Here is a 14,333-nt window from a genome sequence, read left to right as displayed (position 1 = left end):
GTACTCACCGCTCCTGGGGCTGTACGGCGACCGTGTCGTGCTGCGGGCCGCCGAGCACGACCTTGAGGGCGCCGGTTTCGCCGGCGTGGGAGAAGACGTCGTACGCCTCTTCCATCTGGTCCAGCTCGAAGCGGTGGGTGACCATCGCGGCCCCGGGGAGGCGGCCCGCGGCCATCATGCGCAGCAGCATGGGCGTCGAGTAGGTGTCGACGAGACCGGTGGTGATGGTGACGTCCTTGATCCAGAGGTCTTCCAGGTGCAGGGTGGCGGGCTTTCCGTGGACGCCTATGTTGGCGACGCGTCCGCCGGGGCGGACCATGCGCGTGCACATCTCGAACGCCTCGGGCACGCCCACGGCCTCGATGACCACGTCCGCACCGAGCCCGTCGGTCAGGTCCTCCACCAGCCGCTCGGGCTCCTCGTCCGCGTTCGCGGTGGCGTCGGCGCCGAGGTCCCGCGCGGCGGTGAGCCGGGACGCGGCCAGGTCGACGGCGATGATCCGCCCAGGGCTGTAGAGCCCCGCGGTGGCGACGGCGGCCAGACCGATGGGACCGGCGCCGACCACGACGACCGTGTCCCCGGGGCGCACGTTTCCGTTCAGCACGCCCACCTCGTAGGAGGTCGGGAAGATGTCGGCGAGCAGTACGGCGTCGTGGCTGCTCACGGCGCTGGGGAGCGGGTGGACGGAGAGGTCGGCGAACGGGACGCGTACGTATTCCGCCTGGGTTCCGTCGATGGTGTGGCCCAGGACCCAGCCGCCGCCCCCGCGGCACTGACCGTAGTGGCCCTCGCGGCAGAACCGGCAGCGGCCGCAGGAGGAGATGCACGAGATCAGCACGCGATCGCCGGGACGCGCGTTGCGCACGTCGCCGCCGGTTTCGACGACGGTTCCGACGGCCTCGTGGCCCAGGATCCGGCCGGGGGTCACTTCGGGTACGTCGCCCTTGATGATGTGCAGGTCGGTGCCACAGATGGTGACGGCGTCGACCCGGATGATCGCGTCGGCAGCGTCCTTGATCGCGGGGTCCGGGGCGTCCTGCCAGGAGGTCTGCCCGGGACCTTCGAAGACGAGTGCCTTCATGACTGCGGCCTCTCTGTGCTGCGCGGGAAGGTGTCACCGCCAGGCTGTGCCCACGGGCCCCCGTCCCGCATGGGCCGGTCGGTCCCCGCGAGGGGACCAGTGGGCTCTCGCTGTCGCGTCGTGGTTCAGGCGACGGTGGAATCCGGCGCCCGTCCGCGAAAGGAGGGTCACTGCCATGTCCCGGTCGGCCCCACCTCCCGGCTCCCGCCCGGCGTTGCTGAGGTTCCTCGGCGGTGTCCGGACGGTCACCGGCAGCAAGTTCCTGATCGAGAGCGACCACGCCCGGATCCTCGTCGACTGCGGCCTCTTCCAGGGTGTCGCGGACCTGCGCCGCCGCAACTGGGACAAGCTGCCCTGCGACGCCCGCGACATCCACGCCGTCGTCGTCACGCACGCCCACCTGGACCACTGCGGGTACCTCCCCCGCTTGGTACGGCACGGCTTCCGCGGCCCGATCCTGACCAGCGCGGCCACCGCCCGCCTCGCCGAGATCGTCCTTCGTGACAGCGCCCGCCTGCAGATGGAAGCCGCCGAGCACGCCAATCACCACGGCTGGTCCAAGCACCGGCCCGCCCGACCGCTCTACGACGATGACGACGTCGACCGCACCGTCGAGTTCTTCGACCCCGTACCGGTCGGCAGCGAGATCGAGATCATGGCCGGCACCGGGCTCGCCCTCCACCACGGCGGCCACATCCTCGGTTCCGCCTGGGCCCGCCTCACACTGGAGGACGGCCACTCCCTCGCCGTCAGCGGCGATCTCGGCCGCCCTGGACACCCGCTCCTGCTGCCACCCGAACCGTTCTCCGGGGCCGATGTCCTGCTGGTGGAATCGACGTACGGCAACCGCCGGCACGACCACGAGAGCGCGCGGCGCGCATTCGCCTCCGTGCTCGCGCGGGCACTGTCCCGCGGCGGCACCGTCGTCATCCCCGCCTTCGCGATCGACCGCACCGAGGTGGTCCTTCACGAGCTCGCCGGCCTGCGCGGCGACGGCACGCTGCCCCGCCACGTTCCCGTCTACGTCGACAGCCCCATGGCTCTGGCCGCGCTGGACGTGTACCGCGACGCCCTGCGCAGCCGCTCCCCGGAGCTACGGCCCGAGATCGCGGCAGGAGGCGAGGCGGCGATCAGCCCGGAGCCCTTCCTGGCGGCGCGGACCGTCCAGGAGTCGATCGACATCAACCACAGCACCGGGCCCGCCGTCATCGTGTCCTCCGCGGGCATGGCCACCGGAGGCCGCGTCCTGCACCACCTCCACCGGATCCTGCCCGACCCCCGCAATGCCGTTGTGATCGTTGGTTTCGCCGCCGAGGGCACCCGCGCCCGCGACCTGGTCGACGGCGCCCGCACGCTGAAGATGTTCGGCGAGTACGTCCCCGTGCGCGCCGAGGTGGCCGACGTACCGCATTTCTCGGCACACGCGGATGCCGACCAGATCATCGACTGGCTGCGCGCAGCCCCGCCCCCGCACACCACCTACCTCGTCCACGGCGAGGAGACCGCGGCCGAGACCCTGCGGGAGCGCATCGACCACGAGCTGGGATGGACGGCCGTCGTACCCAGGTCCGGCGAGGCCGTCCTGGTCCGCTGACCGGGGCCGGACGGCCCCTCGGTCCGGCCCTCGCGGCCCTCCTGGTGCCGTACCCGGCGAGGCAGGGTGAGGACGAGGGATCGGCGGCACGCCATGAGCGGCAGGCACGGCGTCCTCGCGGCGAGGGCGGGGCAGGGCCGTCGAGGTCCTCGGCCTGTTCGCCCCTTACGACAGCGGCATCCCCGCTCCTCCACGCACCCTGAGGACTCGCCATGACCTCCACCCCGTACACCGTCGCAGACGTGATGAGCAGCAGAGTCATCGCGGTCACCCCCTCGACCGGCTTCAAGGACATCGCCGCCGCAATGAAGCAGTGGAAGGTCACCGCCCTCCCCGTCATCGAGGGCGAGGGCCGCGTCGTCGGCGTGGTCTCCGAGGCCGACCTCCTCCCCAAGGAGGAGTTCCACGAGCACGGCCCCGGACTGGTCGAGCAGATGCGCCGCCTCGGCGACACCACCAAGGCCGGCTCCACGCGGGCCGAGGAGCTGATGACGGCCCCCGCGGTCACGATCCGCCCGGACGCCACCCTGCCCCGGGCCGCTCGCCTCATGGCGGACCGTCACGTCAAGCGGCTCCCGGTGGTCGACGCCGACGGCACGCTCCAGGGCATGGTCAGCCGCGCCGATCTCCTCAAGGTCTTCCTCCGCACCGACGAGGAACTGACGGCCGAGATCCGGCACGAGGTCGTCGAGCGCCTCTTCCCCCTGTCCCACAAGACCGTGCGCGTCACCGTCTCCCAGGGCATCGCCACCCTGACTGGTCAGGTCCGCGACCGCGACGTGATCCCGATGGCCGAACATCTCACCCGGTCGGTCGAAGGAATCGTCGATGTGCACTGCCGGCTCCAGGCGTCCCGGGAACACCAGCCGGACGTGATACCGCTTCCGCCCTGCTGACGATCCCGGCGCTCCGCCTTCAGGTCAGTTCACGCAGCCTGTAGGAATGACGGGACTGCCCTGGCAGTTGGTCGGCGTGTTGTTGCTGATCTGCGAACGCCGGATGTCCCACTGCGTGTCGGTCCACACACCTCCCGGAGCGACGGCGGCGGAGTTTCCGGTGATCCGCGCGTTCGACAGGGTGACGTTCCCGCCCTGGTTGTAGACGCCCCCGCCCTTGGCCGCACCACCGGTGACCGTGTTGTTGCTGACGGATGCCTCCCCGAGGAAGAGCGGACCGTAGTTGAAGATGCCTCCGCCTCCCGGCTGGTTCGACGTGACGCCGGCGGTGTTGCGGTCGACGGTAGAGCCGATGACTTTCAGATCGGCGCCGCTGTAGATACCGCCGCCGCCGTCACCCAACGTCGCGGTGTTGTCATCGACGTGGCTGTCCCTGACGGTGGCGGTGCCTTCGCCGAACTCCAGGCCGCCGCCGTCGAAGCTCGCCACGTTGAACCGGACCGAGGACTTGGTGATCGTGGTCTGGGCCGTGCTGCCGAACTGGACCAGGCCGGCGCCGAACGTCGCCGTGTTGTTGACCAGTTCGGAGTTGTTGATGGTGGCGGTACCGAACACGGCCACCCCGCCGCCGTTCCGCTCGGAGGAGTTCTGGCTCACCCGGCTGTTCTCCAGCTTCAGACGGCCACCGAGTTGAACTCGGATCCCCGCGCCGAACTCGGGCTGCCCGGTGATCGCCCCGCCCTTGACGGTCAGCTTGTGCACTTCCAGGTTCCCGCCCGAGGCCACGTCGAGGATCCGGAACGAGCCGGATGCCGACGGGTCACGCTGGATGGTGGCGCCGTTGCCCAGGACGGTGATCCGTTTGGTGATGGCCGGCAGACCGTCCTGGCCGGCGTAGGCGCTGGTCAGGTGATAGGTGCAGTGCGAGGCCAGGATCAGCCGGCTGTCGTTGCCGCCGTTCGCGGTCTGGATCGCGGAGATCAGGGAGGGCGTACTGCACGGCACTCGTACGTCGCCGGCGTGGGGGCCGGATGCCGTGGCCGCGGAAGCGTGCGGACCGGCGAGGGAGAGAACGAGGGCGGCTCCACCGAGGCAACAGGCGGCCTGCTGGGTGACGGCGGCTCGATTGGGCATCGGGGTCTTCCTTCCGGCGTGGGCGTGGGGAGCATCGAGGCGCGGGACGCGCAGTCGCCCACCTTCCTTGAGAGCCGACGCCCCGGTGTGCGGCCACGCCCGGCCCCGGCTGCCTGTCCCCCTCCAGCAGGACGGATGCCGGCTAGGGGTTACTCCACCCAGCGGAAGCGATTCGCCAGGTGCCATGGCGTACGTCGAGAGTCGCCGTCAGGTCGGCCCGCTTCGGGAAGGGGACGCCCAGCCGCCACGGCTCTGGCAGGGCGGCCAGCTCGATTGTCACCAACTCCTCGCTGACCCCGCCCAGGACGCCGATCCAGTGAGGTGCCGTGGCGATCAGCCGCTCGGCCAGCCACGACCCGGGCTCGGGAACGCGGGAGGTGGGGGCCTTCGTGAGTTCGCCGAGGGCGGAGCCCGCCAGCAGGGCCAGCAGCCGCGCCAGGACTGCGGCGGGCAGTGCGGGGTCTCGGGTTTCCAGCAGCACGTAGCAGTCGTCGTGACCCGAGAACCAGACCTCGGAGCCTTCCAGTCGGTTCAGGAGCGGCTCGTCGAAACCGGTCGTGCCCAGCACGAGAGCGAGTTCGTCGAGCTGCTCCGGGGTCGCGTCGGAGGGCAGGTCGATGAGCGTCAGCTCGTACGGTGACAAGGTGTCGTCGAGGAGACGGGGCAGCTGGTCGCGGTCCATCAGCACGAGTTCCTCCCCGAGGCCGTAGGTGCCGGACGCCCAGGATCCGAGGGGGTGAACCCTGCACGGCACGCCGAGCTCGGCAGCGATCAGCGACGGCTGCTGCGTCCGCCACTCCTCGTCCAGGTAGGAGTTGCTCTCCAGCGACACCACCGCGACCGCATCGTTCGCCACGGCCACGAGCAGGTCGGCCACCTCGCACGCTTGGGCCGCGCCCGCGGCCACCTTCCACACCCCTTCGACCTCGCGGAGGCTGAAGCTCAACGGGAACGGCCTGCACTCCAAGCCGACGCCGTTCACACTGAACGCGCCGTGCTGCATGACCTCGATCACTGCCCCAACCCCGACAAGCCGGGCGTCGTCGGTCGATCCCAGGGCTTCGCCGCCCGACTCGGCGATCAGCCCCTCGTGCCGCGTGGCCACGGTGGAGCAGAGGTCCGTGGGCGGGGAGTCGTCGTCGGGACAGCGTTCCCCATAGACCTCGTCGGCATCGAACGGTTCCATCCCGCCCTCGGCCCGCAAGTGCCTCGTATCCAGCCTTTCCTCCAGCGACGCCGCGTCCGGTATCAGCGGTGTGTCATCGTTCTGCAACTGCTTGGCTCCCCTGGCGTTCGCCGGCCGCATCGTTCGATCAGTGCGGGCACAGTCAATCGCATGGCCGGCCGACGATCACGCGGACCTCTTCCGCCCGCGGCCCTGCGAACCGCCCGAGTGCGAGTCAGGTCCGTCGCCGTGCCAGTCCAACCACGCTACCGGCAGCGGGAGTTCTGATCCCGCGTTCCATTCGTGCCACTTCGCGACACCCTGTCGAGTCCGCAGCGGCGACCGCCCCCACAGTCTTGTCGGAAGATCACAAGTTCTGCGATGGCCGGGCGGCTCCGGGTTACGCTCCGCCTGCCCACGCCTCCCCCCTCCTCCGTCGGCACCGTGCCCGTGGCCGGCCCGGCCCCAACCCCACCTCGCACGCCCACTGACGGAAAGCCCCGCCCTGTTGACCCTGGCCGATCACCCGCCTGCCACTGCCTCGCCGACCGCCACATACGGCGCCGTGCTGGGCAGCCGACACGTCGTCCGCCTGCTCGCCGGCACCCTGACCGGGCGCCTGCCCAACAGCATGGTTCCCGTGGGACTCGTCCTGTGGATCACCGGCGGCGGCGGGTCGCTCGCCTTCGCCGGAATGCTCGCAGCGCTGTACGGGCTGGCGTCCGGGCTCTCCCAGCCGGTCAAGGGAAGGCTGATGGACCGCCATGGCCAGGCCCGCGTGTCGGCGCCGGCGGTACTGGTCAACGCCGGTTGCCTGGCCTCGCTCCCCCTGATCGGGGCGGGCGGCCAGCCGACGGTGGTGACCGCCGTGGTGGGGTTCGCGGGTCTGTTCACACCGCCGCTGGAAGCAGGGCTACGAGCGCTCTGGCCGACGGTCCTGCCCGACCTCGGGCGGCGCCGGGTCGTCCAGGCCCTCGACACCGGCTCACAGGGGCTCCTCTACATCGTCGGCCCCCTGCTCGCCTCGTGGCTTGCGACCGCGCACGGGCCCGACAGCGCCTTGACCACGACCGCTGCCCTCGGGCTCGTGGGCACGGCGGTCGTCCTGACCTCCGCACCGTCGCAGGCCTGGCGTTCCCCCGCCGCCGAGGGGGCGGCCGGGAGTGGACGGCTGATGAGCACCGGCCTGATCCAGCTGTTCACCGCGTTGGCGGGAACGGGGTTCGCGTTCGGAGCGATGAACGTGTGGGCTGCGGGCATGGCCGGCACCCACGGGCTGGCCATGTTCTCCGGAGTGCTCCCCGCCGCGTTCTCCACCGGCAGCCTCCTGGGCAGCCTGATCTACGCCCGCCGAGCGCGGCCCGGTACGCCCGCCACCCAGCTCATCACGACCAGCGCCCTGTTCCTCCTGGGCTGGATGCCCCTGCTGACCCAGCCCGACCCCAGTACGGCCATCGTCTTCACGGCGATCCCGGGGCTGTTCTTCACCTTGATCATTACCAACGGCTTCCACACCGTGGACGTCCTCGCTCCCCCTTCTCGTACCACCGAGGCGTACGCCTGGCTGATCCTGTCCGTCGGCACCGGCCAGGCCGCCGGGACCGCGCTCGCCGCAGCCCTCGCCACGCGCCTCTACGTGCTCGCCGCGCTCCCCGCCGCCGGCGCCGCCACCGCGCTGACCATCCTCACCCTCGCCCGCCGCAACCTTGGAACCACCAGCCCCCGCGGCCGCCACCGGCGCACGAGACAGCACCGGAAGCACCACGTCAGTCTCCCTCCGCACGAAAGAGACACCTACGCGCCCGTTGTTGGCGGCCCCGGCCGTCAGGCGGTCCGGAATACGTCTCCGGCGGGTGCGCCAGCCGCAGCGAAAGAAGAGTGGCTCGCCGCGGCGCGAGGCCAGGAGCAACGGGCGGCGCGCGCCCGGGCGGAATGGTTCGGGATGTCGCCGCTGGAGGGCACCCGAGCGCAGGCGGCGCCCCAATGGCGGCCGACCTCCCGGATTCGACCGAGAGCAGCGGCGCAGGACGCAAGCGGCGGCTCGTCGCCCGCCGGTACTTCGGGGCAGCAGCTCAAAACGCCGTGACCTGAGCAGCTGGTCACGGCGCTCGTCGCCTGATCAATTCCTGAAGGCCAATCGGCCGTGTCGGGAACAGCTGATCGGGCCGGCGCGGTTGCATCGACTGGGGGACCCGCGCCGTACAGGTGGGGAACGCGGAGGCCACGAGGTCGTCCGTACCACCAGGATCAGGCCCCAGGATCGCGGTACGCCCGCCGCACACTTGGACCAAGACGTATTTCCGCAGGAGGACTGTTTCATGACTGACCGTCGCTTGACGCTCATGGCAGTACACGCCCACCCCGACGACGAGGCCACCGGAACGGGCGGGGTCCTCGCTCGGTACGCGGCGGAAGGCATCCGCACGGTTCTCGTGACGTGTACCGACGGCCGTTGCGGTGACGGACCGGGGGGTGTCAAGCCGGGCGATCCCGGGCACGATTCGGCGACCGTCGCCTCGATGCGCCGTCAAGAACTCGAAGCGAGCTGTGACGTCCTCAAGATCAGCGATCTGGAAACGCTGGACTACGCGGACTCCGGGATGATGGGCTGGCCGAGCAACGACGCGCCCGGATCCTTCTGGCAGACCTCCGTGGAGGAAGGCGCCGCCCGGCTTGCCGAACTCATGCGGCACTACAGGCCCGATGTGGTCGTCACCTATGACGAGAACGGCTTCTACGGCCACCCCGACCACATCCAGGCCCACCGGATCACGATGGCGGCGCTGGAGATGACCGCGCTGACGCCGAAGGTGTACTGGACGACGATGCCCCGTTCGGCGATGCAGCGGTTCGGGGAGATCCTGCGCGAGTTCCATGAGGACATGCCCGAGCCGGATCCCGCCGAGGCCGCCGCGATGGCCGAGATCGGCCTCCCCGACGATGAGATCACCACGTGGGTGGACACCACCGCGTTCAGCGGTCAGAAGTTCGATGCGCTGGCCGCGCACGCCAGTCAGGGCGAGAACATCTTCTTCCTCAAGATGGGCAAGGAGAGGTTCGGCGAGTTGATGGGCATGGAGACCTTCGTACGTGTCAAGGACTCCACCGGCGCGGCCGTGCCCGAGAACGATCTGTTCGCCGGCCTGCGCTGACCCGCTTGTCCGACGGGTACCCGGGTTGCCGTGGCTCTCCGGAATGGGGGGCGGGACGGTGACGAGGCGTAGTGGGGCCCGGTGCCGGGACGTTCGCGCACCGGGCCCCACCCCCCGCCTACGCCGCCGTGCTCATCCCGTCACTTCCGCGGCAATGCCCGGCTGGGGCCGGGTCCGCATGCCCCAGCGGGCAAGAGGCGGCCCGGCAGCGCCCAGCGCCGCGAAGAAGCCCGCCAGGAGCAGCCAGCCCGCCGTGCCGAGGCCGAACACCACCGTGGTGAGGATCGCGGGGGCAAGGGCCTGGCCCGTGCTGAAGCCGAGGCCGAGCACACCTTGGTACTGGCCCTGGGCGTGGTCGGGGGCCAGACCGAAGCCCAGGGCGAAGCACGCCGAGGACTCCCAGACCTCTGCCAGGCTGTGGACGAAGATCGCTGCCAGGACCAGTCCCACTGCGGCCCAGACCGGGGTGTACGCCGCCAGTGCCATCATCGGGCAGCTGACGAGGAAGAGCAGCCCGGCGATACGAAATGCCCTGCCGCCGTCGTGCGGGGTTTCGATACGGGACCCGATCCTGGTCTGCAGCAGTACGCAGAAGGCGGCATTGACGGCGAACAGCGCGGCTACCGTCCAGCGCGGCGCTTCGGTGTGTTGGGAGATCCAGATCGGCAGGAGCAGGGAGACCACCTGGTACTGAAGTCCCATGGCCCCGTAGAGAGCGGTGAACGTCAGGAACGGGCGGTCCGCGAAAGCGACCCAGCGACTCTGCTGCGGCGGCGCTGCCAGCACCGGATAGCGGGGCAGCAGGAGCAACAGCACCGCGCACAGGGCGAAGCTCGCGGCGTTGCCGAGGATCAGCGTGACATAGGCACCACGGGTGTCCGCGGCCAGCGCCAGCCCGGCACCCACCGTTCCGAGAACGACGCCCAGGTTGACGAAGGTGCGCAACTTCGCCCGGAAGCGGGCCGGGCGATCACCCCCGACCCGGACCACCAAGGCGCCCCAGGCCGCGCCACCGGCCGCCGCGGCGATCTGGTCGACCGTCGCGATGACCGTAAGCGCGGTCCAGCTCTCGACGAGGACGAGGGCGGCCATCGACATCGCCTGGACCGCGAGGGCCAGCATCATGATCGTGCGCGCCCCGCGCCGGTCGGCGAGATGCCCGCCGGGGATCCCCGCGCATAAGCCGATCACTCCGGCGATGGTGAGCGCCGCACCGACCTGCGCTGCGGGCAGGCCCACGACCAAGGTGAAATAGAGCGCCGACGCCGCGTTGAACAGGCCGTTGCCGACCCGGTTGACGAAACTGGCGGCGATCAGCACGCGCTCCGGCCTGCTGTCCCCCACCATGCTGCCTATCCGGCCTGTCGGAGTGTCTTTGATCATGGACGGCAGGCTAACAGCGGTCGCAGAGCAACTCGGCAGTCACCGGTGGGTGGTTGAGAGGACCGCGTCCTTGGCGAAATGAACCGGCGCGACGCGGTCGCCATACCGCAGCCGGCCACCGCCGGCACCGACAGGGGAACCTCTTCCCCCGGCTACTCCGTGGGAAGAGGTGTCATTTTCCGGAAGGAGCTTGCCCACGGCGGCTGACCTGCCCAAAAGGAACAGCTGGATCGTCAGATGACACCGTCTCGACGCGAGCGTGCGCGGGTATCCCCCGATCAGCGGCGGCCTGTGGCCAGGAGGACAAGGAACTGGCCTCCGCCCGCCTGGATGTCGGCGGTCACCGGCAGCCCCGGCACCAGTCGGGAGAACCGGTCCACCAGCCAATCCGCCGCCTCTTGGGCGTCCCGCTTCGTCGGACAACGGCCCACCATCTCGCGGCCCCCCTTGCGCTCCAGCCTGTCGGCAACGGCGATCAGCGGCGCGGGTTCGACCACGTACAGGTGCTCCGGCCAGGCGATGACCACCTTGACCGCGCCCTTGCGGGTGTTGCACCCGCGGTGCGCGAGCCGCTCGGCGACCTTCGCTTTCCGGTCGGCGGTCCGGCTGTCGACGCTGGGCCCCCGCGGGTCGTTCACCGACTCGTCGGGATCGACCGGTTCATCACATACCCAGCACCGCCAGCCGTCGCGCTCGGCCACATCATCAAGGAGACTCATCCCAGCAAACTAGCCTGCCCGGCCACCACCCGCGCACCAGGGCCCCGGCAACGTCTCCACAGCCAGCCAACAGCGCCGCGGCGGCGCGGGATCCGGGCGGCGATCCGCAGCCGGCCGACCAGTCCACCTCGCCGCCATCTTCGTCGAAGCGATCCGAAGGAGACGGCCTCGCACCCATGACGGGGCGGGTTCTGCGCTGGCTTAGGGTTCTCTGGTGAACTCCCAAGTCGACGATTTCGATGAGCAGCCGTGCGTGACCATCCGCTGCCAGGACAACGTGTCCGTAGGAGTCAGCTTCCGTGACCGCCACAGCTCCGACGACTACTGCGTGCACTACTCGGTCGAGGTTCAGGCGCCCGGGATGACCGCTCGCCTCGACAAGGCCGTGGCCTGGATCGGGAACAGCAGCGATCTTGCGCCGTTCCTGGTGAAGCTCGCCGGGGACTTCACCGGCTGGGACGGCGAGCAGTGCTGGGAGACCGACGACCACGACTTCGCCGTGTCCGCAGTCTTCCGGCCCGGTGGCTACGTCAATTTGACCTGGACACTGCGCCCTTGGCGGACGGCCGCGGGCGGTTGGAGTGCTTCGGTGACCACGCAGCTGGAAGCCGGCGAACAGATGGCATCCTTCGCCGCCGAAATCCGTCACTTCCTCGAAGGCCAGGCCAGCTGACTCCGGGGAGATGACCAGAGGGCGCCGAGCCAGCGGTTCGTGCTCAGCGAGATCGCCCCCGGGCACGGTGGGGGTGGGTGATCAGCTCAGCCATGCGGATCAGCCTGGCGACCTACGTGGCGTCGTGGCCGGTCAGTCCAGGAAGGATGGCTTCGAGGTCCGTAGCGCACTCGGTCAGGATGCGATGGCGCTGCGGATCGAGTACGCCCTGTCCGGCGAGGTAGGCGTTGACGCAACCGGCCGCGTAGAAGTCGAGGGCGGGAACTGGGGCGCCGCTGGGTGCGTCGACCCAACGCAGCCCGTCGGGGAAAGACTCGCCCGTATGAGCTGCCCACAAAGTGGTCACACGGGTGAAGGCCAGGCTGTCGCCTGATGGTTCGTCGCCGCTCACTGCGGTCCTCCCGCGATCGAGGTGGTGGAGAAGCGTGAGTCGCCTGTCCTGCCGGTCTCAGAAATTCCCCGTCCCCGGCGGTGTGCGCGGCCGGCTCAGTCGGACGGGCCTGCGGCGGAGTCGTCGTGGATGGTCAATGCTCCCGCGAGGTCGAGGTCGGCGACAGTGCCGTGCGCCCCGGCGCGGACGAGCAGCACGGCGCCGAGCGCGGTGCTCCAGAACGTCCGGGTCTCCACGCTGAGCGGCCGACGGGTCCTCCAGCCGCGCCTGTCGGTGAGCTGACTCACGAAGCGCTCGGATTGCCGGAACAGCAACTGGAGGTGCCGGTCGACCACGGGGGCGAGTTCGGGCTTGGAGATCCCGGCGGCGAGTGCTCGCGCGACCGAGGGGAGCGAGGGCATGGCCAGTACGGCGCGGGCGACGTTGCGTCGAAATGCCGCCGCATCGGGGGCCTGGCGACCGATGCGCTCGATCCGTCGGGCGTCGTGCAGCAAGCCGAGAAAGGCGGCGTGCACGAGCAGCGAGTCCTTGGAGCCGAAGTGGTAGGTGACCTGATTGGGGAAGACACCTGCCGCGTTCGCGATCTCCGCGACGCTCACCTCAGCTCCGGGCCGCTCCTTGCAGAGCCGGGCGGTTTCCTCAATGAGCCGGCGCCTCGTCGCGCGACCGCGGTCACGCGACCGGGGCGACGTTGATCCAGCTTCGGTTCGCTTCTTCTCCACGCCCGAATTGTATGTGATACAACAGGGCTCGTTCACTTGTATCGCATACAAGAAAGACCCAAGGACATGCACCGGACTGAAGTCGTCGTGACCGGACTCGGCGCGATCACCCCACTCGGTGGAGACGTCGAGTCCACCTGGGACGCCCTGCTTGCCGGCAAGTCCGGCATCCGTGGCGGGGTCCTGCCCGGCCACGTAGGCGCCGGTCTTCCCGACATCGTCGCGGGGACCATGGCGATCGACCCCGCCGAGTCGCTGCTGCCGGTACAGGCCAGGCGGCTCGACCGCTCACAGCAGGCTGCCTTCACCGCGGCGGCCGAGGCCTGGGCCGATGCCGGTGCCCCACGGGTGGACCCGGACCGGCTCGCCTCGGCGATCGGCACGGGCATCGGGGGCATACGGACGCTGCTGAAGGAAGACGACGCGCTGGAGGCGGCCGGGACACGGCGCGTCTCGCCACGCACGGTCCCCATGCTCATGCCCAATGCGGCGGCAGCGCTGATCAGCATCGAATACGGCGCGCGGGCCGGGGCCTACACGCCCGTCTCGGCGTGCTCTTCCGGTGCCGAGGCGATCGCCCTGGGGGCCAGGCTCATCCGTGCCGGCGAGGCGGACGTGGTCATCGCGGGTGGAACCGAGGCCGCTATCACCCCGATCACCGTCGCCGGCTTCGCCCAGGCGCAAGCACTGTCGCGACACACCGCCGAACCCGCCTCGGCCTCCCGGCCGTTCGCCGCGGACCGCAGCGGTTTCGTCCTCAGTGAAGGCGCGGCCGTCGTAGTGCTCGAAAGCGCCGAACACGCCAGTGCCCGGGGCGCGCGTGTCCACGCGGTACTCGCGGGCGCCGGCATCGCCGCCGACGCTCACCACATCACGGCCCCTGCTCCCGACGGCTCCGGTCAGATCTCGGCCATGCGGAAGGCCCTCGCACAAGCCGGTCTGACTCCCGAGCAGATCAGCCACATCAACGCCCACGCCACCGGAACCCAAGCCGGCGACGTCGCCGAGGCGCACGCAATCGGAGAGGTCTTCGGCCGCGCCACCGTGACAGCCCCCAAGGCGGCGCTCGGCCATCTCTTTGGCGCCGCCGGCGCGATCGAGGCTCTCATCGCCGTCCTCAGCGTGAAGCACGGCGTCATCCCGCCGACCCGCAACCTCACCGCGGCCGGCGTCGATCCCGGCATCGACCTCGATGTCGTCGCGGAGCGACGCGACGTCCCCCAGGAAGCCGTGCTCAGCAACTCCTTCGGCTTCGGCGGGCAGAACGTCTCACTCATCGTCACCGGCGCACGGCAACACGCCTCCCGTACGGCGTCGACCGCGTAGTTGGGCCCGCAGGGCCCGCTGCTGGGTTACGGAGGGGCTCCTCCGGCGGCGGTCGTCAGCCCCACAGGTTTCACGTGCCTCTGAGCGGTCGGCCTTG

General features: G+C 70.2%; 13 protein-coding genes. 6 read left to right on the top strand and 7 right to left on the bottom strand.

Going from position 1 to position 14,333, the window contains the following annotated elements; translation table 11 throughout:
* Positions 1–4: 4 nt before the first annotated feature.
* Positions 5–1,081, bottom strand: a complete 1,077-nt coding sequence (locus IE248_RS34710; protein WP_100580629.1) for a zinc-dependent alcohol dehydrogenase family protein — start codon at positions 1,079–1,081, stop codon at positions 5–7.
* 175 nt (positions 1,082–1,256) lie between these two features.
* Between IE248_RS34710 and IE248_RS34705 the strand changes: the two genes are divergently transcribed.
* Positions 1,257–2,675, top strand: a complete 1,419-nt coding sequence (locus tag IE248_RS34705) for an MBL fold metallo-hydrolase RNA specificity domain-containing protein (RefSeq protein ID WP_190032811.1) — start codon at positions 1,257–1,259, stop codon at positions 2,673–2,675.
* A gap of 212 nt (positions 2,676–2,887) precedes the next feature.
* A complete protein-coding gene (locus IE248_RS34700; protein ID WP_190032810.1) occupies positions 2,888–3,571 on the top strand; it encodes a CBS domain-containing protein in 684 nt (227 codons plus the stop codon).
* 24 nt (positions 3,572–3,595) lie between these two features.
* On the opposite strand, the gene IE248_RS34695 is transcribed toward IE248_RS34700, so the two are convergent.
* Positions 3,596–4,705 carry a right-handed parallel beta-helix repeat-containing protein gene (locus IE248_RS34695; RefSeq protein ID WP_073799104.1) on the bottom strand — a complete coding sequence of 370 codons (1,110 nt, stop codon included), beginning with the start codon at positions 4,703–4,705 and terminating at the stop codon, positions 3,596–3,598.
* Positions 4,706–4,847: 142 nt separating this feature from the next.
* Positions 4,848–5,978, bottom strand: a complete 1,131-nt coding sequence (locus IE248_RS34690) for a hypothetical protein (protein ID WP_190032809.1) — start codon at positions 5,976–5,978, stop codon at positions 4,848–4,850.
* A gap of 457 nt (positions 5,979–6,435) precedes the next feature.
* Here IE248_RS34690 and IE248_RS34685 point away from each other — a divergent pair, with 457 nt between their 5' ends.
* Entirely contained in the window at positions 6,436–7,956 is a 1,521-nt protein-coding gene (locus IE248_RS34685) for an MFS transporter (protein WP_229895745.1), read from the top strand.
* Positions 7,957–8,188: 232 nt separating this feature from the next.
* On the top strand, positions 8,189–9,022 hold the full coding sequence (locus IE248_RS34680) for a PIG-L family deacetylase (RefSeq protein WP_190032808.1): 834 nt from the start codon (positions 8,189–8,191) through the stop codon (positions 9,020–9,022).
* A gap of 132 nt (positions 9,023–9,154) precedes the next feature.
* On the opposite strand, the gene IE248_RS34675 is transcribed toward IE248_RS34680, so the two are convergent.
* Positions 9,155–10,342 carry an MFS transporter gene (locus IE248_RS34675; RefSeq protein ID WP_229895744.1) on the bottom strand — a complete coding sequence of 396 codons (1,188 nt, stop codon included), beginning with the start codon at positions 10,340–10,342 and terminating at the stop codon, positions 9,155–9,157.
* A gap of 341 nt (positions 10,343–10,683) precedes the next feature.
* On the bottom strand, positions 10,684–11,124 hold the full coding sequence (locus IE248_RS34670; RefSeq protein ID WP_008736817.1) for a hypothetical protein: 441 nt from the start codon (positions 11,122–11,124) through the stop codon (positions 10,684–10,686).
* 214 nt (positions 11,125–11,338) lie between these two features.
* Here IE248_RS34670 and IE248_RS34665 point away from each other — a divergent pair, with 214 nt between their 5' ends.
* Positions 11,339–11,797: a DUF6228 family protein gene (locus IE248_RS34665; RefSeq protein WP_229895743.1), complete on the top strand. Its 459-nt coding sequence runs from the start codon at positions 11,339–11,341 to the stop codon at positions 11,795–11,797.
* A gap of 112 nt (positions 11,798–11,909) precedes the next feature.
* Here the strand turns inward: IE248_RS34665 and IE248_RS34660 are convergent, their stop codons facing one another.
* Positions 11,910–12,188: a hypothetical protein gene (locus IE248_RS34660; protein WP_190032806.1), complete on the bottom strand. Its 279-nt coding sequence runs from the start codon at positions 12,186–12,188 to the stop codon at positions 11,910–11,912.
* 95 nt (positions 12,189–12,283) lie between these two features.
* Positions 12,284–12,910, bottom strand: a complete 627-nt coding sequence (locus IE248_RS34655) for a TetR/AcrR family transcriptional regulator C-terminal domain-containing protein (protein ID WP_190032805.1) — start codon at positions 12,908–12,910, stop codon at positions 12,284–12,286.
* A 66-nt stretch (positions 12,911–12,976) separates the two neighbouring features.
* On the opposite strand from IE248_RS34655, the gene IE248_RS34650 reads away from it, so the two are divergent.
* Positions 12,977–14,236 carry a beta-ketoacyl-[acyl-carrier-protein] synthase family protein gene (locus IE248_RS34650; protein WP_190032804.1) on the top strand — a complete coding sequence of 420 codons (1,260 nt, stop codon included), beginning with the start codon at positions 12,977–12,979 and terminating at the stop codon, positions 14,234–14,236.
* Positions 14,237–14,333 lie beyond the last annotated feature (97 nt).

This window comes from Streptomyces goshikiensis (assembly GCF_014650555.1).
Lineage (GTDB): Bacteria > Actinomycetota > Actinomycetes > Streptomycetales > Streptomycetaceae > Streptomyces > Streptomyces goshikiensis.
This window is presented reverse-complemented; position numbering and strand designations above follow the sequence as displayed.

What these genes read in the sequence shown, in the direction of transcription:
- IE248_RS34710 (WP_100580629.1), bottom strand. Translation starts at nt 1,081, where the DNA reads ATGAAGGCACTCGTCTTCGAAGGTCCCGGGCAGACCTCCTGGCAGGAC.
- IE248_RS34705 (WP_190032811.1), top strand. Translation starts at nt 1,257, where the DNA reads ATGTCCCGGTCGGCCCCACCTCCCGGCTCCCGCCCGGCGTTGCTGAGG.
- IE248_RS34700 (WP_190032810.1), top strand. Translation starts at nt 2,888, where the DNA reads ATGACCTCCACCCCGTACACCGTCGCAGACGTGATGAGCAGCAGAGTC.
- IE248_RS34695 (WP_073799104.1), bottom strand. Translation starts at nt 4,705, where the DNA reads ATGCCCAATCGAGCCGCCGTCACCCAGCAGGCCGCCTGTTGCCTCGGT.
- IE248_RS34680 (WP_190032808.1), top strand. Translation starts at nt 8,189, where the DNA reads ATGACTGACCGTCGCTTGACGCTCATGGCAGTACACGCCCACCCCGAC.
- IE248_RS34670 (WP_008736817.1), bottom strand. Translation starts at nt 11,124, where the DNA reads ATGAGTCTCCTTGATGATGTGGCCGAGCGCGACGGCTGGCGGTGCTGG.
- IE248_RS34650 (WP_190032804.1), top strand. Translation starts at nt 12,977, where the DNA reads ATGCACCGGACTGAAGTCGTCGTGACCGGACTCGGCGCGATCACCCCA.